A 24,602-nucleotide genomic window follows, 5' to 3' on the forward strand; every position below is an offset into this window, starting at 1 on the left:
TCGTACTTTCTCCGCTCTCGCCGCCTAACGTGACGGCATGTCGCGTCATATCCCCCGTGCGCTCAGTCTGGCCGCATCCGTGGCGTGGGGCGAGCTGCGTCATGACCCCCTCCGGGCGGCACTGCTGGGGGTACGGCTGCTGCCGCCGCCCGTGCGGCGCCGGGTCCGGCCGCTGGAAACGCGGCTCGCCGACCGGGCCCGGACGGCCGGGCCGGCCGCTGCTCCATCCGGGGTACGGGTGCCTCCGCCGCCCGTCCGCAGGGTGCGGCCGGTGCCGGGGCGGGTGCTCCATCTGGTGACCAACGGGCTGCCGTTCAAGCACGCCGGTTACACCGTGCGCACGCAGCAGATCGCCGAGGCGCAGCGCGCCGCCGGGCTCGATCCGCACGTGGTGACGCGGATCGGGTTCCCGGTGGCGCAGGGGGTGCTGAACGCCGGTCCGGTGCAGACGGTGGGCGGGGTGCCGCAGCACCGGCTGCTGCCGCCGTGGCTGCCGTACGGGCAGGCGGCGTTGCTGGCCCGCAACGCGGAGCTGGCCGGCCGGCTGGTCCAGCGGCTGCGGCCCGCGGTGCTGCACCCGGCCACCGACCACGGCAACGGGCGGGTGGCGCTGGCCCTGCGCGCGGCGTACGGGCTGCCGGTGGTCTACGAGGTGCGCGGCTTCCTGGAGGACACCTGGCTGACCCAGGCGCCGGGGCGGAGTCCGGCCGACCCGACGTACCGGGCCCGGCGTGAACTGGAGACGCACTGCATGCGCGAGGCGGACCTGGTGCTGACGCTGGGCGCGGCGATGAAGGCGGAGATCGTGGCACGCGGGGTGCCCGAGGAGCGGGTGCTGATCGTGCCGAACGCGGTGGACGCGGAGTTCCTCGCCCCGCTGCCCGACGGGGCCCCGCTGCGGGCCCGGCTCGGCATCGCGCCGGACGACTTCGTGGTCGGCACGGTCAGCAGCCTTACTCCACACGAGGGAATCGGCACATTGCTCCATGCGGGTGCCGAGCTGAGGCGTCGCGGAGTGCCGCTGCGGCTGCTGATCGTGGGGGAAGGACCGGAGCGCGCGGCGCTGCTGCGGCTGGCCGGGCGGCTGGGTCTGGACGACGGGACCGCCGTGTTCACCGGCCGGGTGCCCTACTCCCAAGTCCGCGGTTTTCACGCCGTGTTGGACCTGTTCGCGGTGCCGCGCACGGACGAGCGCGTGTGCCGGCTGGTGACGCCGCTGAAGCCGGTCGAGGCGATGGCGAGCGGACTGCCGGTGGCCGCCAGCGATCTCCCCGCGCTGCGGGAGCTCGTCAAGCCGGGAGTGACCGGACAGCTCGTTCCGCCGTCCTCCGAGCAGGCTTGGGCAGATGCGATCGAATTCCTTCTTTACAGTCGAAAGCGGTCCGAATGGGGTACGGCCGCTCGCGAGATCGTGACGCGCGACCGCACCTGGACGCGGGTCGCCATGACGACCCGGGAGGCGTACCGCGCCCTCGGCTGTCTGTGAGGAGCGGGCCGGACCGAGCACAACTTCACATCCGTGTCCGCCAACGGGACGGGAGCACCCCTATGCAGGCCGACCAGTCCGCACCGCTCGGGGACGAGAGCGCACAGCTCGGGGAATCGCACATGACCGGCACCGCCGAACTCGCGGTGATCGGACTCGGTTACGTCGGGCTGCCGCTCGCACGGGAGGCGGCGACGGTCGGCCTGAAGGTGGTGGGCCTCGACCGGGACCCCCGGGTCGTCGCCGGGCTCAACGCCGGACGCTCCCACGTCGACGACGTGTCCGACGAGGACGTCCACCGGATGCTGGCGGCCGGCTTCCTCGCGTACACCGACGACGCGTGCCTCGCCCGCGCGCAGACCGTGGTGATCTGCGTGCCGACCCCGCTCAACGGGGACGGCGGGCCCGACCTGAGCGCGGTCACCGCCGCCGTCCGCGCGGTGGCGGGCCGGCTGCGGCGCGGACAGCTCGTCGTGCTGGAGTCCACCACCTACCCGGGCACCACCGAGGAGGTCGTACGGCCGCTGCTGGAGCAGGAATCCGGGCTGCGGGCCGGGGAGGACTTCGCCCTCGCCTTCTCGCCGGAACGCATCGACCCCGGCAACACCGGGCACGGGCTGCGCGACACCCCGAAGGTCGTCGGCGGCTGCACCCCCGCGTGCGCCGCCCGGGCGGTCGCCTTCTACGGCAAGCTCGTCGACACGGTCGTCCAGGCGAAGGGCACCCGCGAGGCCGAGATGGCCAAGCTGCTGGAGAACACCTACCGGCACGTCAACATCGCCCTCGTCAACGAACTCGCCGTCATCAGCCACGAGCTGGGCGTCGACCTGTGGGACGCGATCCGCTGCGCGAGCACGAAGCCGTTCGGCTTCCAGGCGTTCCGGCCGGGCGCCGGGGTCGGCGGGCACTGCATACCCATCGACCCGAACTACCTGTCGTACAAGGTGCGTGCGTCGCTCGGCTACGAGTTCCGGTTCGTCGAGCTGGCCCAGGAGATCAACCGGCGGATGCCGGAGTACGTCGTACGCCGCGCCCAGGACCTCCTCAACACCTCCGGCCGGCCGCTGCGCGGCTCCCGGGTGCTGCTGCTCGGGGTGACCTACAAGCCCGACGTCGCCGACCAGCGGGAGAGCCCGGCCGTGCCGGTGGCCCGGCTGCTGCGGCAGCGCGAGGCCGAGGTCACCTTCCACGACCCGCACGTCACCGAGTGGCGCGTCGACGACGTGCCGGTGCCCCGCGTCGACGACCCGAGGGCCGCCGTGACCGACCAGGACCTGACGATCCTGCTCCAGGACCACTCGTCCTACGACCTGCCCGCCCTCGCCGACGCGGCCCGCCTGTTCTTCGACACCCGGGGGCGGATCTTCCGGCCCGGGGTCGAGGTGCTGTGACGGTGCGGGCGCGGAGCCGAAAGGTGCCTGTCTGATGCGGATACTCGTGGTCACCGTCGTCCACCATCCCGAGGACGCGCGGATACTGCACCGGGAGATCGCCGCCCTTGCCGAGCGCGGTCACCGGATCGTGTACGCCGCCCCGTTCGGCGCGCGCGGGGTGGTACCGCGCCCGGGCGTCGAGGGCGTGGACCTGCCCCGGGCCGCCGGCCGGGAGCGCCGGGCGGCTCTGCGCGCGGCGCGCGCCCTGCTCGCCGAGCGGGGACCGGAGGCGGACGTGGTGCTGCTGCACGACCCGGAACTGCTGCTCGCCCTGCCGGGCACCCTGCGCGGGTGGCGGCGGGCCGGCCGGGCCCCGGTGACCGTGTGGGACGTGCACGAGGACACGGCGGCGGCGCTGTCGATGAAGCGCTGGGTGCCGGCGGCGCTGCGGCCGCCGCTGAAGGTGGCGGTGCGGGCGGCGGAACGCCTGGCCGAGCGGCACGTGCGGCTGCTGCTCGCCGAGGACGCCTACCGGGCGCGGTTCCGCCGGCCCCATCCCGTCGTGCCGAACCTGCCGACCGTGCCGCCCGGGCCGGCCCAGCCGCCCGGCACGGACCGGGTCGTCTACCTGGGGCACCTGTCCCGGGCGCGCGGCGCGCTCGACCTCGTCGAAACGGCGCGGCTGCTGGGGCCGGACGTGCGGGTCGAGGTGATCGGCGCGGCCGACCCCGACGTGCGCGGCCCGCTCACCGAGGCCGACCGCGACGGCGTCCTGGCCTGGCACGGCTACCTGCCCAACGACCGTGCGCTCGCGCTGCTGTCCGGGGCGCTGGCCGGACTGTCCCTGCTGCACGACCAGCCCAACTACCGCCACTCGCAGCCCACCAAGGTCGTCGAATACATGGCCCACGGCATCCCCGTCGTCACCACGCCGAACCCCCTGGCGGCCGGCCTGGTGACCCGGCACCGCTGCGGTCTCGTCGTCCCGTACGAGGACCCGGCGGCGGCCGCGGATGCGGTGCGCCGGCTGCGCGCCGACGCGGCGCTGCGCCTGGGCACGGCCGAACGCGGCCGGGCCGCGGCGCTGGCCGAGCTCGACTGGGCGGAGCGATCGGCCGAGTTCACGGACCGGCTGGAGACCTGGGTGAAGGAGGCCTCCGGCGGGCCGGGCGGACACGGCCCGGGCCGCGTGCCGGACGCCGCTGGAACCCGACGACGCTGACCGGCGGCGCGGCGGACGCGGGATGCGCGTGCCGGACCCGCGTCCGCGGCGCGAGCCGAACGGCAGGCACCGGCGCCTGACGCCCGGTGAGCGAGGCCCCGTGCGTGCAGCCGCAAGGCGGAAGGGGAAGCCGGCGCGGGGCACCGGCGGCGACGCGGCGGGTACGCATGCCGGACCCGCGTCCACGGCGCGAGCCGAACGGCAGGCGCCGGGGCCTGACGCCCGGTGAGCGAGGCCCCGTGCGTGCAGCCGCAAGGCGGAAGGGGAAGCCGGCGCGGGGCACCGGCGGCGACGCGGCGGGTACGCATGCCGGACCCGCGTCCCCGGCGCGAGCCGAACGGCAGGCACCGGCGCCTGACGCCCGGTGAGCGGGGCCCCGTGCGTGCAGCCGCAAGGCGGAAGGGGAAGCCGGCGCGGGGCACCGGCGGCGACGCGGCGGGTACGCATGCCGGACCCGCGTCCACGGCGCGAGCCGAACGGCAGGCGCCGGGGCCTGACGCCCGGTGAGCGAGGCCCCGTGCGTGCAGCCGCAAGGCGGAAGGGGAAGCCGGCGCGGGGCACCGGCGGCGACGCGGCGGGTACGCATGCCGGACCCGCGTCCCCGGCGCGAGCCGAACGGCAGGCGCCGGGGCCTGACCTCCGGATCAGGCCGCAGGAAGCCGACGGTGCTGATCGGCGCCGGCGAGCAGGGCCCCGTGCGTGCAGACGCGGCAGATGCGCGTGCCGGACCGCGCGTCCGCGGCGCGAGCCGAGCGGCAGCGCCAGTGCCGCGGCAGGCAACGTGTGCCCGGCAAGGAGCGGCGTCCGGTGCGTGCTCTGGGGTCCCCCCGGCCGGAGGCTGGGCGTGCCGGGCGTCGCGACGGGGTGAACGTTGCCTGTCGCGGCGCTAGGTGCACCACCACAGGAAGCGGTCGCACGTCTCGGAGGGGGACGGCTCAGGAGTGGGCGGCGGAGGCGTCGGGTCCGCCGTCGGCGTCGGCGTCGGGTCCGCCGCGGGCGGGGCCGCCGGTGTGGAGACCGAGGGGTCGGGGGCCGTGTCCGACGGGGACGACGCGTCCGCCTCGGACGGGCTCGCCGACTCCTTGCCGTCCTTGTCGTCCTCGTCCTTGCCGGACGTCGACGGGGACGGGGAGGACGAGGCGTCCGGGGAGGCCGTGCCCGTGCCCGGGGCGGCACCGCCGGTGGCGCCGCTCAGCGGGTCCGTCGTCTCCTCCGACTCGGCCGACGCGCCGCCGTCCGCCGAGGGGTCCCCGGCCGCCGCCGGGTTCTGGTCCGACCCCGGTCCGTCCAGGCCGAGTTCGGCGAGGCTCAGGGCGCCGGCGGCCAGCACGAAGCCGACCGCGACGAGCAGGGCGCGGCGGCGCCGCCTGCGGTGCGCGGCGGCCTTGCGGTCCCGGCGGCTCACGCCGGTCTGCCGGCGCCGGGACCCGGCCCGGGACTCGTCGTCGTCGGCGGTATCCGCGGCGTCCTCGTCGTACGGCTCGCCGGGGTCGGCCGGCCGGATCACCGTGACGACGTCCGTACGCACGTCGGTCCGCACATCCGTGCGCACGTCCGTGCGGACGACGGTGTGCACGACTGTCTCCTCCGCGTACGGAGGGAGCTGGTCGGCCGGTGCGCCGCATCCCGGGCAGGCGAGGGCGCCATTCAGGTGCCGTCGGCACGGGTGGCAGTAGTCCATGACGCGGGAAGGTTAAGTTTTTGATCGGTAACGTTCATAGTCGTCGCTGTGAATGTTCTGTGCGGAACAACTTCTTCCGGCGCGTCGACTTGAGGGCAACCCGTGCGGATCATCGCGAAACGGCCGTCGAAAGTCTCGAAACCGTTATCGGCGGGACCCATTGACACCCCTGCCGTCGCCTCCTTACTGTCACGCCAACATTTCGAACGTGTGACGAAATTTCGAACAGAGCCGACGTTCACGAGGGGCAACTGCCGTGCGCATCACCGGAATCAGCACGCACGTGGTCGGGACGCCGTGGCGCAACCTGACGTACGTCCAGGTGCACACCGACGAGGGGATCACTGGAGTCGGGGAGACCCGGATGCTGGGCCACACCGACGCCCTCCTCGGCTACCTGAAGGAGGCCGAGGCCAACCACATTCTCGGTTCCGACCCGTTCGCCGTGGAAGACCTGGTCCGCCGCATGAAGTACGGCGACTACGGGCGCGCCGGCGAGATCGTGATGTCGGGCATCGCGGTGGTCGAGATGGCCTGCTGGGACATCAAGGGCAAGGCGCTCGGCGTGCCGGTGTGGCAGCTGCTGGGCGGCAGGGTCACCGACAAGGTCAAGGCGTACGCCAACGGCTGGTACACCACGGAGCGCACGCCCGAGGCGTATCACAAGGCCGCCCAGGAGGTCATGGCCCGCGGCTACCGGGCGCTGAAGATCGACCCCTTCGGCACCGGTCACTTCGAGCTGGACCACCGGCAGACCCTGTACGCCGTCTCCCTCATCGAGGCGGTCCGCGACGCCATCGGCCCCGAGGCCGAGCTGATGCTGGAGATGCACGGCCGCTTCTCCCCCGCCACCGCCGTCCGGCTCGCCCACGAGCTGGCGCCGTTCAAGCCGGCCTGGCTGGAGGAGCCGGTCCCGCCGGAGAACCTCAAGGCGCTGAAGAAGGTCGCCGAGAAGGTGGACATGCCGGTCGCCACCGGTGAGCGCATCCACGACCGGATCGAGTTCCGCGAGCTGTTCGAGGATCAGTCCGTCGACATCATCCAGCCGGACGTCGGCCACATCGGCGGCATCTGGGAGACGCGCAAGCTGGCCGCCACCGCCGAGACCCACTACATGCTGGTCGCGCCGCACAACGTGGGCGGCCCCGTGCTGACCGCCGCCTCGCTCCAGGTCGGCTTCACCTCCCCCAACTTCAAGATCCTCGAACACTTCAACGACTTCGCCGACGCGGAGATCAAGAAGGTCGTCAGGGGCGCGCCCCAGGTGAACCCCGAGGACGGGTGCTTCCACCTGTCCGACGCCCCCGGCCTCGGCGTCGAGCTGGACACCGACGCCGCCGCCGAGTTCCCGCAGCAGCAGGCCCGCTTCGACCTGTGGGCCGAGGGCTGGGAGCAGCGCAAGCCGAAGGCGACGCAGCCGTGAGCACCGCCGTCGTCGTCGACGCCCCCGGCGAGCACCGGCTCGTCGCGCACACGCCCCGCCCGCCCGGCCCCGGCGAGGCGCAGGTCCGGGTGCACGCGGTCGGCATCTGCGGCAGCGACCGCGAGGTCTACCAGGGCAACCGGCCCGAGGGGTACGTCCGTTATCCCCTCACCCCCGGCCACGAGTGGTCCGGGACGGTGGCGGAGGCCGGCCCCGGGGTGCCCGCCTCACTGGTCGGCCGCAAGGTCGTCGGCGAGGGCTTCCGCAACTGCCAGGTGTGCGACCGCTGCCACGCGGGCGACACCACGCTGTGCACGGACGGGTACGAGGAGACCGGGTTCACCCAGCCCGGCGCGATGGCCGCCACCCTCACCCTTCCGGCCCGTCTGCTGCACGTCCTCCCGGACGACGCCGACCTGACGGCGGCGGCGCTGCTGGAGCCCGCCGCCTGCGTCGCCGCAGCGGCCCTCAAGGCCGGCGCGAAGCCGGGCGAGCGCGTGGCCGTGGTGGGCACCGGCACCCTCGGCATGTTCGCCGTGCAGTTCCTGCGGGCCACCTCCCCGGCCGAACTGCTGGTCGTCGGCACCCGCCCCGACCGCGCGGCCATGGCGCGGGGCTTCGGCGCCACCGACTTCCGCACCAAGGACCAGGAGCTGCCCGGCGGCTTCGACGTGGTGATCGAGACGGCCGGGTCCGCCGACGCCGCCCGGGGCGCCGCCGCGCTGCTGCGGCGCGGCGGGCGGCTGGTGCTGACGGGCATTCCGGCGCCGGGCGCCGACGGGCTGGACCCGACGGACCTGGTCGTCCGGCAGCTGGAGGTGCACACCGTCTTCGGGGCGCCGCCCGACGCCTGGGCGCACGCGGTGCGGGTGTTCGGCGCCGGGCTGCTCGATCCGGTGCCGATGGTCACCCACGAGCTGCCGCTGACCGAGTTCTCGCAGGCCATCGAGCTGGTCGGGGCCGGTGATCCGAAGGTCGGCAAGGTGCTGCTCCGCCCCTAGTCGTACGCCGGTACGGGGGCGACCTGACGGCCGCCGTACCGGCGTACCCGGCCTTCGCGTCCCCACCGCCGCGAACCTCGTCCGAAATACCGAACACTAAGGACAGCTTGTGACCGACGCTTCCGCCACGGCAGCCCGCAGACCCGGTGAGCAGGCGCTCACCGCCTTGGGCCTGGGCGCGCCCGCCCTCGACCCCGCCGACGCCTCACCGCACACCTTCCCCGGCGGTGGCCGCTGGCGCACCGAGATCCCCTCGTGCGAGGGTCCCGAGGCGCTGGCGGTCGTCCTCAAGGAGGCCTCGCGCCTCGACGTGCCGATCCACCGGATCAGCCAGGGCAGCGGGGTGTGGATGCTGACCGACGCCGAGATCACCGAGATGGTGGAGGCGACCGGCGAACGTGACATCGAACTCTGCCTGTTCACCGGCCCGCGCGGCACCTGGGACATCGGCGCCTCGACGCGTACCGACTCCCGGGGCGCCGGGCTGCGGGCGCGCGGCCACGACGCCGTCGCCGGCTGTGTCGAGGACGCCGTACGGGCCACGGAGCTGGGCGTGAAGTGCCTGCTCGTCGCCGACGAGGGCGTGCTGTGGACGCTGCACCGGGCGCGGGCGCGGGGCATCCTCCCGGCCGACACCACGCTGAAGGTGTCGGCGCTCATCGGGCCGGTGAACCCGGCGAGTTACGCGGTGTACGAGCACCTCGGCGCCGACTCGGTCAACGTGCCCAGCGATCTGACGCTCGATCACCTGACGGAGATCCGCCGCGTGTCCGCCGCTCCCATGGACATGTACATCGAGGCCCCCGACGACCTCGGGGGTTATGTGCGGATGTACGAGGTCGCCGAGCTGATCCGGCGCGGCGCACCGCTCTATCTGAAGTTCGGCCTGTCCAAGGCACCCGGGATCTACCCGTACGGGCACCACCTGCGGGAGCTGACCCTGGCCACCGCCAGGGAACGGGTGCGGCGCGGCCGGCTCGCCCTCGATCTGCTGGTCCGCCACGGAGCGGAGGGCGACATGGCGCCGCTCGGCTCCCGGCTCCCGGGCGAACTGCGCCGATTCGACACCTCGTCATAACGTTCCGGAAAACCGGCTTCTCACAACAAGACACAGTCGCGCACAATCCCACACACCCTGTCTCGGTTCCTCCCCGCACACATCAAGGATGATGATCATGCGTAACCGCAGAGCCGCACTCTCCGCCATATCCGCAGCCGCCTGTCTCGCCCTCACCCTCACCGCCTGCGGCCAGAGCGGCGAGGGCGGCAGCAAGGAGGACTCGGGCAGCTCCGAGGGCGCCACCATCGGCATCGCGATGCCGACCAAGTCCTCCGAGCGGTGGATCGCCGACGGCAACAACGTCGTCAAGGACCTGGAGTCCAAGGGCTACAAGACCAAGCTCGTGTACGGCGAGGACGACCCCGACCAGCAGGTCTCCCAGGTCGAGAACCTGATCACGCAGGGCGTCAAGGCGCTGATCGTCGCGGCCATCGACAACAAGTCGATGAACAACGTCCTGCAGCAGGCCAAGGACGCCAACATCCCGGTGATCAGCTACGACCGCCTGATCCTCGGCACGGAGAACGTCGACTACTACGCCTCCTTCGACAACGAGAAGGTCGGCGAGCTCCAGGGCACCTACATCGTCGACAAGCTCGGCCTGAAGGACGGCAGCAAGAAGGGCCCCTTCAACATCGAGTTGTTCGCCGGCTCCAACGACGACAACAACACCCGCTACTTCTTCCAGGGCGCGATGAACGTCCTGCAGCCCTACATCGACAAGAAGCAGCTGGTGGTCCGCTCCGGGCAGACCGAGCTGACCCAGGTCACCACCCTGCGCTGGGACGGCGGCACCGCGCAGAAGCGCATGGACGACATCCTGACCTCGGCGTACAAGTCCGAGCGGGTGGACGCCGTGCTCTCGCCGTACGACGGCATCTCCATCGGCATCCTGTCCGCGCTGAAGTCCGACGACTACGGCTCCAAGAGCAAGCCGCTGCCGATCGTCACCGGCCAGGACGCCGAGGTCGCCTCGGTGAAGTCGATCATCGCCGACGAGCAGTCGATGACCGTCTACAAGGACACCCGCGAGCTCGCCAAGGTGGCCTCGAACATGGTGGACGCGCTGCTCAACGACAAGAAGCCCGAGGTCAACGACGAGAAGACCTACGACAACGGCTCGAAGGTCGTCCCGGCCTACCTGCTCGAGCCGGTCAGCGTCGACAAGACCAACTACAAGGAGACGGTGGTCGACTCCGGATACATCAAGGAAAGCGACCTCAACTAACCGCCGGCTCACTCTGATTGGAAGGCACGACCATGGCGGGACCCGTCCTGGAAATGCGCTCGATCGTCAAGACCTTTCCCGGCGTCAAGGCGCTGTCGGACGTCACGCTGACCGTCCGGCAGGGCGAGGTCCACGCCATCTGCGGGGAGAACGGCGCCGGCAAGTCGACCCTGATGAAGGTCCTCTCCGGCGTCCACCCGCACGGCACCTACCAGGGGGACATCCTCTTCGAGGGAGAGGTCTGCGAGTTCAAGGACATCCGCGCGAGCGAGCAGCGCGGCATCGTCATCATCCACCAGGAGCTGGCGCTGTCGCCGTACCTCTCCCTCGCGGAGAACATCTTCCTCGGCAACGAGCACGCCAAGGGTGGTTTCATCGACTGGCGGCAGACCCTGCAGCACGCCACCGAGCTGCTGCGGCGGGTCGGTCTGTCCGACCACCCGGACACCCGCGTCGCCGACATCGGCGTGGGCAAGCAGCAGCTCGTGGAGATCGCGAAGGCCCTGTCGAAGAAGGTGAAGCTGCTCATCCTCGACGAGCCGACCGCGGCCCTGAACGACGAGGACAGCGGCAAACTCCTGGATCTGATCCTGGAGTTGAAGAAGCAGGGCATCACCTCGATCATCATCTCCCACAAGCTCAACGAGATCCGCAAGGTCGCCGACTCGGTGACGATCCTGCGCGACGGGCGCACCATCGAGACGCTCGATGTGAAGGCCCCGGAGACCACCGAGGACCGGATCATCAGCGGCATGGTCGGCCGCGACCTGGAGCACCGCTTCCCGGAGCGCACCCCGCACGAGCCCGAGAAGGGCGCGGCTCCCGCGCTGGAGATCCGCAACTGGACGGTGCACCACCCGATCGACCAGCAGCGCAAGGTGGTCGACGACGTGTCACTGTCCGTGCGGCGCGGGGAGATCGTGGGGATCGCGGGCCTGATGGGCGCCGGCCGCACCGAGCTCGCGATGAGCGTCTTCGGGCGGACGTACGGCCGTTACCACGGCGGTACGGTCCTCAAGGACGGCAGGGAGATCCGTACCAAGACCGTCCCCGAGGCGGTCAAGAACGGCATCGCGTACGTCACCGAGGACCGCAAGCACTACGGCCTCAATCTCATCGACACCATCAACCGGAACATCTCGCTCAGCGCGCTGGGCAAGGTGGCCAACCGTGGTGTGGTCGACGAGCACGAGGAACGGCAGGTCGCCGAGGGCTTCCGCAAGTCCATGAACATCAAGGCGCCGACCGTCTTCGAGCCGGTGGGCAAGCTGTCCGGTGGCAACCAGCAGAAGGTCGTCCTCAGCAAGTGGATCTTCGCGGGTCCGGACGTGCTCGTCCTGGACGAGCCGACGCGCGGCATCGACGTCGGCGCCAAGTACGAGATCTACACGGTCATCGACCAACTGGCCGCCCAGGGCAAGGCGGTCGTCTTCATCTCCTCCGAGCTGCCGGAGCTGCTCGGCATGTGCGACCGCATCTACACGATGGCCGCGGGCCGGCTGACCGGTGAGTTCTCGCGGGTCGAGGCCTCACAGGAATCGCTGATGCGTCAGATGACGAAGGACAAAGAGGTAACGCGATGAGCACGGATGTGACCGCCAAGACCCCGGCCCCCGCGCCGCCGGGCAAGGGCGGAGCGGGCGCGGGTGACGGTCTGCTCCAGATGGTGCTGGACGGGATGCGCCGCAACATGCGGCAGTACGGCATGCTGATCGCCCTCGGCCTGATCGTGGTGCTGTTCGCCGTGTGGACCGACGGCGACCTGCTGCTGCCGCGCAACGTCTCCAACCTGGTGCTGCAGAACAGCTACATCCTGATCCTGGCGATCGGCATGATGCTGGTCATCATCGCGGGCCACATCGACCTGTCGGTCGGCTCGTTGACGGCGTTCGTCGGCTCGATGGCGGCCGTGTTCATGGTGAAGAACGACATGCCATGGCCGCTCGCGGTGATCCTCTGCCTCGCCATGGGCGCGGTGGCCGGGGCCGCGCAAGGCTTCTTCATCGCGTACGGCGGCATACCGTCGTTCATCGTGACCCTCGCGGGCATGCTGATCTTCCGCGGTCTGACCGAGATCTTCCTCGAGGGCCAGACCCTCGGCCCGTTCCCGGAGGGCCTGCAGAAGGTCGCCAACGGCTTCCTGCCCGAGGTCGGCCCCAACACCAACTACCACAACCTCACCCTGCTGCTCGGCTTCGCGATGATCGCGTTCGTGGTCTTCCAGGAGTTCCGCGACCGCCGCCGGCAGCAGGAGTTCCACCTCGACGTCCCGCCCTTCAACCTCTTCCTGCTGAAGCTGGTCGCGCTCGGCGCCGCCATCCTCACGCTGACGCTGCTGCTGGCCAGCTACAAGGGCGCCCCGATCGTGCTGCTGATCCTGGGCGTGCTGCTCGTCGGCTTCGGTTACGTGATGCGCAACGCCATCATCGGCCGGCACATCTACGCCATCGGCGGCAACCTCCCCGCCGCCAAGCTGTCCGGCGTCAAGGACAAGAAGGTCACCTTCCTGGTCTTCCTGAACATGGGCATGCTTGCGGCCCTGGCGGGTCTGGTCTTCGCCGCCCGCTTCAACGCGGCCTCGCCCAAGGCCGGCCTCAACTTCGAGCTGGAGGCGATCGCGGCCTCGTTCATCGGCGGTGCGTCGATGAGCGGCGGTGTCGGCACCGTGCTCGGCGCGATCATCGGCGGTCTGGTCCTGGGCGTGTTGAACAACGGTATGAACCTCGTCGGCATCGGCACCGACTGGCAGCAGGTCATCAAGGGCCTGGTGCTCCTGGCGGCGGTCGGCTTCGACGTGTGGAACAAGCGCAAGGTCGGTTCATAGGTCACTCGGGCCCCGCCGCGAGGCGGGGCCCCTTCCCCTGCAGGAGCCGCACATGGACATGAGCAGACGCACGGTCATCGCCGGAGCCGCCGCCGCGGGCATCACCGCGGCGAGCATCGGCGGCGCGCACGCGACGGGAGGCGGGAAGCCGGTGAAGTCGCTGTTCGGGAAGCTCGCCGACGGCACCAAGGTGTACAGCTGGGCCCTGGAGAACGGCGGCACCCGGCTGAAGGTCCTCTCCTACGGCGGGATCGTGCAGTCCCTGGAGATCCCCGACCGGCGCGGGCGCCACGCCAACGTCTCCCTCGGGTTCGACACGATCGAGGACTACGTCGCGAGCAGCCCCTACTTCGGCGCCCTGATCGGCCGTTACGGCAACCGCATCGGCAACGGCCGCTTCACCTTGGACGGCGAAACCCACCAGCTCTCCGTCAACGACGGCGACAACAGCCTGCACGGCGGCGCCCAGGGCTTCGACAAGCACGTGTGGGACGTCGAGCCGTTCACCAGGGGCACGGACGTCGGGCTGCACCTGTACTACACGAGCGTCGACGGCGAGATGGGCTACCCGGGCACGCTGCGGACCAAGGTCACCTACACCCTCACCCGGCACGGCGACTGGCGCGTCGACTACGAGGCCACCACCGACAAGGCCACCGTCGTCAACCTCACCAGCCACGTCTACTGGAACCTGGCCGGCGAGTCCAGCGGCACGATCTACGACCACGAACTGTCCATCGCCGCCTCCCGCTACACCCCGGTCGACGCCGGGCTGATCCCCACGGGCGAACTGGCGCGGGTCGCGGGCACCCCCTTCGACTTCCGCCGGACCAAGACCGTCGGCGAGGACATCCGCGTACCGCACCAGCAACTGCTGTACGGCAAGGGCATCGACCACAACTGGGTCCTCGACAAGGGCCTCACCGCACGCCCCGAGCACATCGCCACGCTCCGGGACCCCTCGTCCGGCCGCACCCTGAGGATCGCGACGACCGAGCCGGGCCTGCAGTTCTACTCCGGCAACTTCCTCGACGGCACCCTCGTCGGCTCCGGCGGCACCGTCTACCGGCAGGGCGACGGGCTGTGCCTGGAGACGCAGCACTTCCCGGACTCGCCGAACAAGCCGTCGTTCCCCTCGACCGTGCTGCGTCCGGGGCAGACCTACCGCACGACGACGGTCCACTCGTTCAGCGCGTGACGCCTCCACACTTCCGTCACACGCGTTGAACGGGGCCACCGCGGCCTCCGTATGTAAGGGCGGCCCGCGCTCCCCCGCGCGGGCCGCCCGAGACGACGGACCCGGAGCTGACCACCGGGACCGCCCCAAACGGAGGTCTCCTTGGCTGACAACGTCACCTCGCTGTTCCGCAGCACTGCGGCGCACAGCCCGTCGATGGCGGCGTTGACGCGGGAGAGCGACGGGTCGGGGCCGGTGGACTTCTGCATTCCCTGCAACCCGTACTTCCCCACCCCGGCGATGTTCGACGAGATGGCCGGCAAGCTGCGCGACATCATCACGTACTACCCCAGCGGCGCCGACACCATCACCGCCGAGCTGTGCAGCCTGCTCCAGCTTCCGCCGCAGTGCGTGGCGATGGGCAACGGCTCGACCGAGCTGATCACCTGGATCGACCACCTCCTCGTGCGGGAGTCCCTCGCCGTCCCCGTCCCCACCTTCGGCCGCTGGACCGACCAGCCCATGGAGACCGGCAAGCGGGTCGACATGTTCCCGCTCCAGGAGTCCAGCGGCTTCGCCCTGGACCTCGCGCAGTACGCCGAGTTCATCCGGGTCCGCGGCACCCGGGTCGCCGTGATCTGCAACCCCAACAACCCCGACGGCGGCTTCCTCCACCGGCACGCGGTGGTGCAGTTCATGGACGCGATGGCGGACCGGGACCTGGTCGTCGTCGACGAGTCCTTCCTGGAGTTCGCCGACGCCGAGGTCGAGCCGAGCGTCGTGCAGGAGGCGATGATCCGCCCCAACGTCGTCGTGCTGCGCAGCCTCGGCAAGAACTTCGGCCTGCACGGCATCCGCTTCGGCTACCTGGTCGCCAACCCGGCGCTCGCGGGACGGATCCGCTCCATGCTGCCCAAGTGGAACCTCAACTCCTTCGCCGAGCACGTGGTGTTCATGCTGAGGGAGCACGGCCAGGAGTACGCGCAGAGCCTTCAGCAGGTCCGCCGGGACCGGCTGGACATGGCCGGCCGGCTGTCCGCGCTGCCCGGGCTGACGGTCTATCCCTCCCAGGGCAACTTCCTCTTCGTGCGTCTGCCCGTCGGCGCCGAGGGCACCGTGGTGCGGGACCGGCTGCTCACCGAGCACCGGGTCCTGGTCCGCGAGTGCGGCAACAAGATCGGATCCTCCAGCCGCTTCCTGCGTCTCGTGGTGCGCCCCCAGGTGGATGTGCGTCGCCTGGTGTCCGGCCTGGAACAGGTGCTCTACGGGACCAGGAGGGGAGCCGCCGTGCCCGAGCTGGGCACCGGGACCAGCTACAGCTCGGGCACGGCGGCGGTGGACCGGCTGGTCAGTGCCACCAACGGGGCCGGCATGCAGGGCCTTGCCGCTCAGGCCGTCGCTGCCGCCGCTCCCGTCGGTGCGGTCGGCCCCGGCGCGTCGGGGCCGGCAGCCGCCCCGGCCGCCGGCGTCGACGCCGGCATGCCGATGCCGATGCCAATGCCGATGCCGGCGGCGGCCCAGGCGTTCCCGCCGCAGCCACAGCCACAGCCACAGGTGCAGGTGCAGGTTCAACAGGTGCCGCGGCAGGTTCCCCAGCAGATCCCGCAGCAGATCCCGCAGCCGGGGATGCCCGCCGCGATGCCTCAGCCCGGGATTCACCAACCGGAGTTGCTCCAGCCCGGGCTGGGGCAACCCGCGCTGCCGCAGCCCGCGCTGCCGCAGCCGGCCGTTGCCCGGGCGGTCCCCCAGCCGACGCCCGTCCCCGGTCCCACCCCGCCCGGTGTCCCCGCGCGCGGCGGCCTCACCGCGGCGCAGGTCCGGGGCACCACGGGCCCGGGCGCCCCGGTCCCCCCGGGCGGTCTGTCCCCGGCCTCCGCGACCGGCTGGCCGGGTGCGACCAGCTGGCCGAACGCGGCGGGGATGGGGCAGGCGGGGTAGCGCCTGCTCGCCGCGGGAGGTGGTGTGTGCGGGCGACTGCGGGTCCGTTGTGGCCGGTCGCGCAGTTCCCCGCGCCCCTGGGTCGGCCACCTGAGTCAAGGGCGCTGTGCCAGGATGCGCTCACAGGCTCTCGCTCACAGGACTCAACGAGCCTGCTGCAGCGGATGCGAGGAGTCATGAGCACCAGCGAGCCGTACGGGCGCGGCCCCGGCCGGCCCTCTCCCCCGGGGCCTGGGCCGGCCTCATCTCCCGTGTCTTCCCGATCCCACGTCGCCGAGGTGCGCGAAACCGTGCTCGTGCCGCTCCTCGCGCCGGCCTTGGCCGGATGCTCGTTCGCGGGTCAGGGCACGCCGTGCGCCCAGGCCGACGCGGACTCGGCGGTCTCCCTCGTGTGGCGGCCGTCCGACTTCGGCGGCCGGGACGCGGCGACGATCGAGCTGTGCGTGGACGACACCTGCGAGGAGCGGGCGTCGGGCGATCCCGAGGACCCGTTCGGCTCGGTCTCGGTCCGCCTGCCCGACGACATCGGCGCGTCCACCGTGCCGGTGCGGCTCACCGTGACGTCCGCGAAGATCGGCGATCCCGTGATCACGGACAGCACCCGGGCCAGGCTGACCGAGCAGCACCCCAACGGCACGTCCTGCCCGCCCACCGTCTGGACGGCGGCCTTCCGCGCCGACCCGGGCAAGGGACTGACCTCCCCGAAGGGCATGACACTCCAGTAGTGGGCCCCTGCTCGGCCTGGATGCCCACCGGCTCACCCCGCGCGGCGCGCGTCGGCTCTCCGTCACCCTCTCCTTCAGGTGGGCACAGACAGAGTGCCCCACCGCCGCCGCCCACAGCGCGCACAGGACGACGTACGCCATCGTGCCCACGCCCGGCAGGACGCTCGGCCCGTGAGAACGGCGCCCGAAGCGATGCACGGTCGCTGCGGGTTGAAGGCCTCCCGGCACGGGCTTCACGGTGAACGCCGGGACGCGGAAGCACCGCGGCCGAGGGAGCAGGCCCATGCACGCACAGCGGATCGTCGACGACGACCTCGCCACCCGGTTCGCCGGCGGGGACGAGGAGTGCCTGGCGGTGGTGTACCGGCGGTTCCGGCCCCTGGTGCACGCGCTGGCCAGTCGCTCGCTCGCGGACCGGGGCGAGGCCGAGGACGTCACCCAGGCGGTGTTCCTGGCGGCGTGGAGCGGACGGGACGGCTTCGCCCCCGAGCGGGGCGCGCTGTCCGCCTGGCTGATGGGCATCACCCGGCGCAAGGTCGCCGACGCCCTCGCGGCCAGGTACCGGCGTACCGAGCTGGCCGAGGCCGCCGCGTCCATGGTCCTCGCCCGCGCCGCGCGGTCGGCGGCGGACCCGGAAGCCACCATCGACCGGCTGCTGGTGACCACGGAACTGGCGAAGCTCTCCCGGGCGCAGCGCCGGGTGCTGAGCCTGGCCTTCTACGGCGACCTGTCCCACGCGCAGATCGCCGACCTCACCGGCTGGCCCCTGGGCACCGTCAAGAGTCACGCGCGCCGCGGGCTGCACCGCCTCGCCCACTGCCTGCGGGAGGAGACGGGCACTGCGAACGCGTGAACTCCGTCCGCAGGCGCATCCAGGAGCGGGCCCGGCGAGGAAGCACCAGCATCATGAGTACGCGTCCCCGGGGCAGCGCCGTCCGGGGACCGGCACGGCCACGAGGGAGCCTGGGTGCGGGACGCAGACGTAGTCGTCATCGGTGGCGGCGCCGCGGGGCTGTCCCTGGCACGGCGGCTGACCGGGCCCCGGACGCGGTCCCGCCGACCCCTGACGGTCGCCCTGGTCGACGCCCCGCCGGGCGAACTGCGCGCGGCGCCCCGGACCTGGTGCTTCTGGGAGGCGCCGGGCGGTGAGTACGACGCCGTCGTGCGCGCCCACTGGGGCCGCCTGCGGATCACGGGCCGGGACGGCCGGACGGTGGTGGGCAATCCGGGTCCGCTGCGCTACAAGATGATCCGGTCCCCGGACTTCGAGCGGTGGGCGGGCGCGGAGCTGGACCGGGCCGGATGCCTGCGGCACGAAGCCGTCGTCGAGAGCGTGCGGGACGTGCCCGGGGGCGCCGAGGTGCGCGGGCACGACGCCCGGGGCGCGTCCGTGCGGCTGCTGGCGCGCTGGGTGTTCGACTCCCGGCCGCCGGGCCGGCCGGGACCGGCCCGGACCACGCTCCTGCAGCACTTCCGGGGCTGGTTCGTGCGCACCGCCCGCCCGGCCTTCGACCCGGGCGTCGCCGACCTGATGGACTTCCGCACCCCCCAGCCGCGGCACGGGCTGGCCTTCGGCTACGTCCTGCCGCTCGGGCGGCACGAGGCGCTGGTCGAGTACACGGAGTTCTCCGGCGCGGTCCTCGACGACGACGCCTACGACCGGGCGCTCGGGCACTACGCCGCCGAGGTGCTCGGACTCGGGGACTTGGAGGTCACGGCGGTGGAACAGGGGGTGATCGCGATGACCGACGCCCGGTTCCCGCGCCGCACGGGCAGGTCCGTCTTCCCCGTCGGAGTGGCGGGCGGGGCGACGCGGCCCGCGACCGGCTACTCGTTCGCCGCCACCCAGCGTCACACGCGGGCGATCGCGGCGGCGCTCGCCCGGGGCCGTACGCCGCTGGTCCCCGCCCCGCACGGGGCGCGCTCCCTCGCCATGGACGCCGTGCTGCTGCGCGCCCTGGACACCGGACGGGTCGACGGGGCCGACCTGTTCACCGGGCTGTTCGAGAAGGTGCCGGCCCAGCGCCTGCTGCGTTTCCTCGACGGCCGGACCACCGCGCTGGAGGACGTCGCGGTCGGGCTGCGCACCCCCGTGCGGCCGATGCTGCGCACCGCCCTGGAACTGCCCTTCCTTCCCCGGCGCCCGGCCGGACCACGACCCGTTCCCGCCCGGCGCCCGGCCGGACCATGACCCGGCCCTCCGCGGCCGTACCGAGGAGCACGTTGATGTCACTGCTGCGCGACGCCGCACTGTCGGCCGCGTTCGACCACGCGGCGCCGTCCTACGACCGGATGGTCGCCGCCAACCCCGGCTACCACAGCCAGTTGCGCCGCTCCGCCCGGCGGCTGGCGCTGCCCGACGGCGGCAGTGGCCTGCGGCTGCTCGACGTGGGCTGCGGCACCGGCGCCTCCACGGCCGCCCTGCTCGCCGCCGCGCCGCGCGCGCGGATCACCGCGGTGGACGCGTCGGCGGGGATGCTCGCCAGGGCGCGGACCAAGCGCTGGCCGACCCGCGTCCGCTTCGTGCACGCCCCCGCGGAGAAGCTGGCCACTGCCGGGGTCGACGGGCCGTTCGACGCCGTGTTCGCCGCCTACCTGTTCCGCAACGTCGCCGACCCGGACCGGGTCCTGTCGAACGTGCGGGACGTGCTCGTCCCGGGCGGGCGGCTCGCGGTGCACGAATACACCCTCACCGGCCGGGCGCAGCACCGCGCGGTGTGGACGGCGGTGTGCAAGGGCCTGGTCCTTCCGGTGTCCCGGCGCACCGGGGACGACAGGCTGTACGAGCACCTGTGGCGCAGCGTCGTCGAATTCGACACGGCGGGTGCGTTCGCGGCGCGGCTGGCGCGGGCCGGGTTCGCGGACGTGCGGACGCTGCCGCTGACGGGCTGGCAGACGGGGATCACCCACACGTTCGTGGCGCGGCTGCCGGCCACGCGAGCGGCGTCGGCCGTGCGGCGCACGGGCGGGGCCCACGGCGGGGACCGCGGGAGGTCCTCGTGAACGAGAGCCGCCGACGGGACCGCGGGAGGGGCCTGGTGAGCGAAGGGTACGGAAGGGACCGCAAGGCGCGCCTGCTGACGGACCGTACGGGCGTGCCGCGCCTGGAGGGCGCCGGTCCGGCGGTCGCCGTCGTCGGCGGTGGCATCGCCGGGCTCGCGGCGGCCACGGTGCTGACCGAGCGCGGGGTGCGGGTGACCCTGCTGGAGCGGGAGTCCGACCTCGGCGGGCGGCTGGCGGGGTGGCAGGTGCAGCTGGCCGACGGGTCGTCGGCCACCATGACCCGCGGCTTCCACGCGTTCTTCCGGCAGTACTACAACCTGCGGGCGCTGTTGCGGCGGACCGACCCGGGCCTGCACGGGCTGACCGCCCTGCCCGACTATCCGCTGCGCAACAGCGCCGGGATGCTCGACAGCTTCGCCCGCGTGCCGCGCACTCCCCCGCTGAACGCCCTGGGCTTCGTCGCGCTCAGCCCGACGTTCGGCCGGCGGGACCTGCTGGCCATGAACCCGCGCTCCGCGCTGCCGCTGCTGGACGTCCGCGTTCCGGGGATCCACCAGCGGCTGGACGGGATCAGCGCGCACGACTTCCTGTCCCGCATCGGGTTTCCCGCGGCGGCCCGGCATCTCGCCTTCGAGGTCTTCTCGCGCAGCTTCTTCGCCGATCCCCGGGAGCTGTCCGCGGCGGAACTGGCGCTCATGTTCCACGTCTACTTCCTCGGCTCCAGCGAGGGGCTGCTGTTCGACGTGCCGCGGGAGCCCTTCCCCCAGGCACTGTGGGAGCCCCTCGGGGACTACCTCCAGGAACGCGGGGCGACGGTCCGCACGGCCAGCCCGGTGGAGTCGGTGGCCCCGAACCCGGACGGCACGGTGGGCGTGGAGGCGGCGGGCAGGACCCGGACCTACGACGCCGTGGTGCTGGCGACGGACGTGCCGGGCCTGCGGCAGGTCGCGGCCGCGTCGCCGGACCTGGTCGACCGGACCTGGCGCGAGAACGTCGCCGGGCTGCGCACCGCCCCGCCGTTCCTGGTGTCCCGGCTGTGGCTGGACCGGCCGGTGCACCCCGACCGCCCGGCGTTCCTGGGCACCAGCGGGTACGACGCGCTGGACAACATCAGTGTCCTGAACCGCTGGGAGGGCGAGGCCCACCGCTGGTCGCTGCGCACCGGCGGCTGCGTGGTCGAACTGCACGCCTACGCCGTCCCGCCGGGCGCCGACCGCAAGGAGGTGCAGGAGCGGCTGGTGAGCCAGTTGCACCGGGTGTATCCGGAGACCCGCGACGCGGGGGTGGTCGACTGCCGCCACGAGTGGCGGGAGGACTGTCCGCTGTTCGAGGTGGGCGGCTACGACCGCCGCCCGCGCGTGCGGACGGCGGACCCGGCGGTCGTCGTGGCCGGTGACATGGTCGCCACCGGTCTGCCGGTCGCGCTCATGGAGCGCGCCGCGACCAGCGGATTCCTGGCCGCCAACGTCCTGTTGCGCCGGTGGGGGGTGCGGGCCGAGCCCTTGCGGACGGTGCCGGAGCGCGGCCGGTCGGCGGTGCTGCGGGCCCTGACGGCCCTGCTCGCGGAGAAATGACCCGCGAGCGGGGCCGGCCGCGCGGGGCGGCTACCGCTTGCGTCCGAGCCGCCCCGGCCACCACACCGGGGCCCCGATGTCCCGTACCAGGGCGGGCACCAGCAGGGACCGCACCACCAGGGTGTCCAGCAGGACGCCGAAGGCCACGATGAAGGCGATCTGCGCGAGGAAGGCCAGCGGGATGACGCCGAGCGCGGCGAAGGTCGCCGCGAGCACGACGCCGGCGGAGGTGATGACGCCGCCCGTGGTGACCAGTCCGCGCAGTATGCCCTCGCGCACGCCGTGGCGCAGCGACTCCTCCCGTACCCGGGACATGAGGAAGATGTTGTAGTCCACGCCCAGCGCCACGAGGAACACGAAGCCGTACAGCGGCACCGAGGGATCGGTGCCGGTGAAGCCGAACACGTGCGTGAACACCAGGGACGCGATCCCCAGGGTGGCGAGGAAGTTGAGCGCCACGGTGGCCACGAGCAGGGCGGGCGCGAGCAGGGACCGCAGCAGCCCGACGAGGACCAGGAAGATCACCGCGAGGACGACGGGCACGATGAGGGTGCGGTCGCGTTCGGCCGTGCGCAGCGTGTCGTACTGCTGGGCGGTGTAGCCGCCGACGAGCGCGTCCGCGTCCGGCCCGGCCCGCACGGCGGTCCGTAGGCGGGCGACGGTGTCCTTGGCCGCGTCGCTGTCCGCGGCCGACTCCAGGGTGACGTCCACCCGCGCCCGCCCGTCGACCACGAACGGCTCCTCGCCCGGACGTCCGGACCGTGTCACGGGTGCCACCGCGGCGACCCCCTCGGTGGTCCTGGCCGCCGCGACGACCCGGTCCAGCCGCCCGGCGTCGGCGATCACTACCGTGGGGTTGCCCGCGCCGCCGGGGAAGTGCTCGCCGAGGGTGCGCTGCGCGGCGACGGACGGGGCGTCGTCCACGAAGATCTCGTCCAGCGGGACGCCCTTGGACGTGAGGGTCGGTGCCAGGGCGGCGCAGGCCAGCAGCGCGGCCAGCGCGATGGCCCAGACCTTGCGGGGCGCCCGGTCGACGAGGTCCGCGATCCTGCGCCACACGCCGGTCGAGGCGTCCGCCGACCCGCCGGGCCGGGGCTTGGCGGGCCAGTACGCGGCCCGGCCGAGCAGGACGAGGGCGGCCGGCAGGAACGTGAGGGCGCTGAGCACGGCGCACACGATGCCGATGGCGCCGACCGGTCCGAGGGCCCGGTTGTTCGTCAGGTCGCTCAGCAGCAGGGCCAGCAGACCCAGCGCGACCGTCGCGGCGCTGGCGACGATGGCGCCCCAGGACTGCCGCAGCGCGGCCCGCACGGCCGCGAACCGGTCGTCGTGCAGGCCGAGTTCCTCCCGGTAGCGGGCGGTCAGCAGCAGCGCGTAGTCGGTGGCCGCGCCGATCACCAGGATGGACAGGATGCCCTGGACCTGGCCGTCGACGCGCACGACGTCGTGGTCGGCGAGCGCGTACACGACCGCGCAGGCCAGCCCGAGGGAGAACACCGAGCCGAGGATCACTACCAGGGGCAGCAGCAGGCTGCGGTAGACCAGCAGCAGGATCACCAGGACGGTGATCAGGGCCACCAACAGCAGCAGCCCGTCGATCCCGGCGAAGGCGTCGGAGAGGTCCGCCCGGGTGGCGGCGGGGCCGGCCAGCCCCACCGTGGTCCCCGGTACCCGCTCGGCCGCGGCCCGGATCCGGTCCAGTGCCGCGGGCAGCTCCTCGCCGAGGTCGGGGCGGAGCTGGACGACGCCCTGGAGGGCGGCGCCGTCCCGCGAGACCAGCGCGGGTGAGAGCCGTCCGGTGACGCCCGGCGTGCCGGCCAGCGAGGCGAGCGCCCGGGTGGCCGCGGGCTGTGCGCCGCTCGCCTCGCCCCGCGTGGTCCAGACGACGATCGCGGGCAGCGTCTCCGCCCGGCTGAAGGCGCGTTGCTCCGCGACGACCTTGGTGGACTCGGCGCTGCGCGGCAGGAAGGCCGCCTGGTCGTTGGTGGCGACCTCGCCGAGCCGGCCGGCGAACGGGCCGAGGGCGCCGCCGATGCCGAGCCAGGCGATCAGCAGGAGGACGGGGACGAGCCGGCGCGCTCGTCGGGGGGTGACGGACATGGTTCTCCGGTTCTCCAGGCATGGCGGCAACATGCTCAATAAAAAAGAATCTCAATGATTGAGATAAATTCGAGCCGCGGTGATCGTAGGTGACACCCCTCGTTCCCGGTACGGCGGCCCCTCGGATGCGCCCGGAACCCGTCAGTTCCTCTCCGTGGCCAGTTCCTCGTTGAGGACGGCCAGGAAGCGGCGCACCACGGACAGCTCGTCGTCGCTGAAGTGCTCCATGGCGGACCGCGTGGCGTCGGCCAGCGGACGGAAGTGGGTGCGGGCCGCGGCGCGGGCGTCGTCCACGTAGTACAGGTGCACGACGCGGCGATCGCTGCTCTCGCGGACCCGGCGGATGTGCCCGGCGCGCTCCAGCCGGTCCACGCACGCGGTGACCGCTCCCGAGGTCAGTCCGAGGCTCTCGCGCAGCCGGCCCGGCGTCATGGGCTCCTCGGCGTCCAGGATCGCCGCCAGTGCCTGCACGTCCGTGGCGTGCAGGCCCCGCTCCCCCGCGAAGCGCTGGGTCACGCGGCCGATCTCGCCGTGCATCCGGCGCAGCGCCACTGCCAGGGCGCGCAGGTCGGCGTCCCGGCCGCCGCTCGGGGCCCGGCCCCCGGACGGCCCGACGGTCCCGCCCGACCCGCTGTGCTCCACGTCTGCTCCGGCCACCTGATCAGCGTAGAGGAAGCAGCGCCGCGGTCCGGGGTACCCGGTGGGCGCCGGCCTCCGCCCGGCCCCGCCACGGCCCGGGACACCTCCACGACCCGGGACTCCGCAGGCCGTGAGCCCTCACCACCCG

Annotated in this window: 19 protein-coding genes; 16 read left to right on the forward strand and 3 right to left on the reverse strand. The window is 72.7% G+C overall.

Features of this window, described 5'->3' with window-relative positions; translation table 11 throughout:
* Nucleotides 1-37: 37 nt before the first annotated feature.
* From IPT68_RS11545 to IPT68_RS11555, 3 genes are all read left to right on the forward strand, one after another.
* Complete coding sequence (locus IPT68_RS11545; RefSeq protein ID WP_189696738.1) at nt 38-1,486, forward strand: glycosyltransferase family 4 protein; 1,449 nt, start codon at nt 38-40, stop codon at nt 1,484-1,486.
* A gap of 122 nt (nt 1,487-1,608) precedes the next feature.
* The gene (locus IPT68_RS11550; protein ID WP_189697064.1) at nt 1,609-2,877 is read left to right on the forward strand and encodes a nucleotide sugar dehydrogenase; all 1,269 of its coding nucleotides are present in this window, start codon (nt 1,609-1,611) and stop codon (nt 2,875-2,877) included.
* 34 nt (nt 2,878-2,911) lie between these two features.
* Nucleotides 2,912-4,081, forward strand: coding sequence for a glycosyltransferase family protein (locus tag IPT68_RS11555; protein WP_189696737.1), 1,170 nt, complete (start codon nt 2,912-2,914; stop codon nt 4,079-4,081).
* 886 nt (nt 4,082-4,967) lie between these two features.
* Here IPT68_RS11555 and IPT68_RS11560 read toward each other — a convergent pair.
* On the reverse strand, nt 4,968-5,762 hold the full coding sequence (locus IPT68_RS11560) for an SCO2400 family protein (protein ID WP_189696736.1): 795 nt from the start codon (nt 5,760-5,762) through the stop codon (nt 4,968-4,970).
* A gap of 256 nt (nt 5,763-6,018) precedes the next feature.
* Here IPT68_RS11560 and IPT68_RS11565 point away from each other — a divergent pair, with 256 nt between their 5' ends.
* The 13 genes from IPT68_RS11565 (at nt 6,019) to IPT68_RS11625 (ending at nt 21,715) form a co-directional block, all read left to right on the forward strand.
* Nucleotides 6,019-7,185, forward strand: coding sequence for a mandelate racemase/muconate lactonizing enzyme family protein (locus IPT68_RS11565; RefSeq protein WP_189696735.1), 1,167 nt, complete (start codon nt 6,019-6,021; stop codon nt 7,183-7,185).
* Nucleotides 7,182-8,186, forward strand: a complete 1,005-nt coding sequence (locus IPT68_RS11570) for a zinc-dependent alcohol dehydrogenase (RefSeq protein ID WP_189696734.1) — start codon at nt 7,182-7,184, stop codon at nt 8,184-8,186. Before IPT68_RS11565 ends, IPT68_RS11570 begins: the two co-directional genes overlap by 4 nt.
* Nucleotides 8,187-8,295: 109 nt before the next feature.
* Nucleotides 8,296-9,264: a hypothetical protein gene (locus IPT68_RS11575; protein WP_189696733.1), complete on the forward strand. Its 969-nt coding sequence runs from the start codon at nt 8,296-8,298 to the stop codon at nt 9,262-9,264.
* Between the two features lie 97 nt (nt 9,265-9,361).
* Nucleotides 9,362-10,474 (forward strand): multiple monosaccharide ABC transporter substrate-binding protein, encoded by a 1,113-nt coding sequence (gene chvE, locus IPT68_RS11580; RefSeq protein ID WP_189696732.1) that lies wholly within the window; start codon nt 9,362-9,364, stop codon nt 10,472-10,474.
* 32 nt (nt 10,475-10,506) lie between these two features.
* Complete coding sequence (gene mmsA, locus IPT68_RS11585; protein WP_189696731.1) at nt 10,507-12,057, forward strand: multiple monosaccharide ABC transporter ATP-binding protein; 1,551 nt, start codon at nt 10,507-10,509, stop codon at nt 12,055-12,057.
* Nucleotides 12,054-13,298 (forward strand): multiple monosaccharide ABC transporter permease, encoded by a 1,245-nt coding sequence (gene mmsB, locus IPT68_RS11590; protein WP_189696730.1) that lies wholly within the window; start codon nt 12,054-12,056, stop codon nt 13,296-13,298. The genes mmsA and mmsB overlap by 4 nt, the downstream gene beginning before the upstream one ends.
* Nucleotides 13,299-13,350: 52 nt before the next feature.
* Nucleotides 13,351-14,496, forward strand: a complete 1,146-nt coding sequence (locus tag IPT68_RS11595) for an aldose epimerase family protein (protein WP_189696729.1) — start codon at nt 13,351-13,353, stop codon at nt 14,494-14,496.
* Between the two features lie 141 nt (nt 14,497-14,637).
* Nucleotides 14,638-16,413, forward strand: a complete 1,776-nt coding sequence (locus IPT68_RS11600; RefSeq protein ID WP_194074078.1) for a pyridoxal phosphate-dependent aminotransferase — start codon at nt 14,638-14,640, stop codon at nt 16,411-16,413.
* 251 nt (nt 16,414-16,664) lie between these two features.
* Nucleotides 16,665-17,138, forward strand: a complete 474-nt coding sequence (locus tag IPT68_RS11605; RefSeq protein WP_189696727.1) for a hypothetical protein — start codon at nt 16,665-16,667, stop codon at nt 17,136-17,138.
* Nucleotides 17,139-17,421: 283 nt separating this feature from the next.
* Entirely contained in the window at nt 17,422-17,991 is a 570-nt protein-coding gene (locus IPT68_RS11610; RefSeq protein ID WP_189696726.1) for an RNA polymerase sigma factor, read from the forward strand.
* A gap of 114 nt (nt 17,992-18,105) precedes the next feature.
* Nucleotides 18,106-19,329, forward strand: a complete 1,224-nt coding sequence (locus tag IPT68_RS11615) for a lycopene cyclase family protein (protein WP_189696725.1) — start codon at nt 18,106-18,108, stop codon at nt 19,327-19,329.
* A 35-nt stretch (nt 19,330-19,364) separates the two neighbouring features.
* On the forward strand, nt 19,365-20,141 hold the full coding sequence (locus IPT68_RS11620; RefSeq protein WP_189696724.1) for a class I SAM-dependent methyltransferase: 777 nt from the start codon (nt 19,365-19,367) through the stop codon (nt 20,139-20,141).
* 35 nt (nt 20,142-20,176) lie between these two features.
* Complete coding sequence (locus tag IPT68_RS11625; RefSeq protein ID WP_228040380.1) at nt 20,177-21,715, forward strand: NAD(P)/FAD-dependent oxidoreductase; 1,539 nt, start codon at nt 20,177-20,179, stop codon at nt 21,713-21,715.
* A 30-nt stretch (nt 21,716-21,745) separates the two neighbouring features.
* On the opposite strand, the gene IPT68_RS11630 is transcribed toward IPT68_RS11625, so the two are convergent.
* Together IPT68_RS11630 and IPT68_RS11635 are read right to left on the reverse strand one after the other, a co-directional pair.
* The gene (locus tag IPT68_RS11630; protein ID WP_189696723.1) at nt 21,746-23,815 is read right to left on the reverse strand and encodes an MMPL family transporter; all 2,070 of its coding nucleotides are present in this window, start codon (nt 23,813-23,815) and stop codon (nt 21,746-21,748) included.
* A gap of 141 nt (nt 23,816-23,956) precedes the next feature.
* Nucleotides 23,957-24,382 carry a MarR family winged helix-turn-helix transcriptional regulator gene (locus IPT68_RS11635; RefSeq protein WP_373300514.1) on the reverse strand — a complete coding sequence of 142 codons (426 nt, stop codon included), beginning with the start codon at nt 24,380-24,382 and terminating at the stop codon, nt 23,957-23,959.
* Between the last annotated feature and the right edge of the window lie 220 nt (nt 24,383-24,602).

The organism is Streptomyces chromofuscus (assembly GCF_015160875.1).
GTDB lineage: Bacteria > Actinomycetota > Actinomycetes > Streptomycetales > Streptomycetaceae > Streptomyces > Streptomyces chromofuscus.

Bases quoted from the DNA above. Each gene is read 5' to 3' on its own strand.
- IPT68_RS11630 (WP_189696723.1), bottom strand. From the start codon at position 23,815: ATGTCCGTCACCCCCCGACGAGCGCGCCGGCTCGTCCCCGTCCTCCTG.
- IPT68_RS11550 (WP_189697064.1), top strand. From the start codon at position 1,609: ATGACCGGCACCGCCGAACTCGCGGTGATCGGACTCGGTTACGTCGGG.
- IPT68_RS11555 (WP_189696737.1), top strand. From the start codon at position 2,912: ATGCGGATACTCGTGGTCACCGTCGTCCACCATCCCGAGGACGCGCGG.
- IPT68_RS11545 (WP_189696738.1), top strand. From the start codon at position 38: ATGTCGCGTCATATCCCCCGTGCGCTCAGTCTGGCCGCATCCGTGGCG.
- IPT68_RS11620 (WP_189696724.1), top strand. From the start codon at position 19,365: ATGTCACTGCTGCGCGACGCCGCACTGTCGGCCGCGTTCGACCACGCG.
- IPT68_RS11560 (WP_189696736.1), bottom strand. From the start codon at position 5,762: ATGGACTACTGCCACCCGTGCCGACGGCACCTGAATGGCGCCCTCGCC.
- IPT68_RS11610 (WP_189696726.1), top strand. From the start codon at position 17,422: ATGCACGCACAGCGGATCGTCGACGACGACCTCGCCACCCGGTTCGCC.
- mmsB (WP_189696730.1), top strand. From the start codon at position 12,054: ATGAGCACGGATGTGACCGCCAAGACCCCGGCCCCCGCGCCGCCGGGC.
- chvE (WP_189696732.1), top strand. From the start codon at position 9,362: ATGCGTAACCGCAGAGCCGCACTCTCCGCCATATCCGCAGCCGCCTGT.
- mmsA (WP_189696731.1), top strand. From the start codon at position 10,507: ATGGCGGGACCCGTCCTGGAAATGCGCTCGATCGTCAAGACCTTTCCC.
- IPT68_RS11595 (WP_189696729.1), top strand. From the start codon at position 13,351: ATGGACATGAGCAGACGCACGGTCATCGCCGGAGCCGCCGCCGCGGGC.